1 protein-coding gene is annotated in these 273 nt (G+C 70.7%); it reads right to left on the minus strand.

Features of this window, described 5'->3' with window-relative positions:
* A partial coding sequence (locus Q5L94_RS13680; RefSeq protein WP_317498905.1) for a DUF1800 family protein occupies nucleotides 1-273 on the minus strand: 273 nt, incomplete at both ends.

A 273-nucleotide genomic window follows, 5' to 3' on the forward strand; every position in this document is an offset into this window, starting at 1 on the left:
TGGCCCATTCGATGCGCGTGAGCACGGCGTCGGGGCCGCACCAGGCGTCGGAGGTGTCCGGCCAGCCCTTCGGTGCGGGCGGCGCAAGCGGCGTTTCGCCCATCAGGCGCGTCGCGGCGACCGCGCCGCGAATCTGCTTCTCGCTGTTGTCGCCTTTCGGGAGACCCAGCATGCGATAGCCGGCGGTGACGAACTCGACCGGCGTGCGCATCTTGTTCAGACCGGGCTGCCAAGCGGCGGGATCGTCGACGATGGTGTGGGCCAGGGCGCGGA

It is taken from the genome of Idiomarina sp. Sol25, assembly GCF_033052775.1.
GTDB lineage: Bacteria > Pseudomonadota > Gammaproteobacteria > Enterobacterales > Alteromonadaceae > Idiomarina.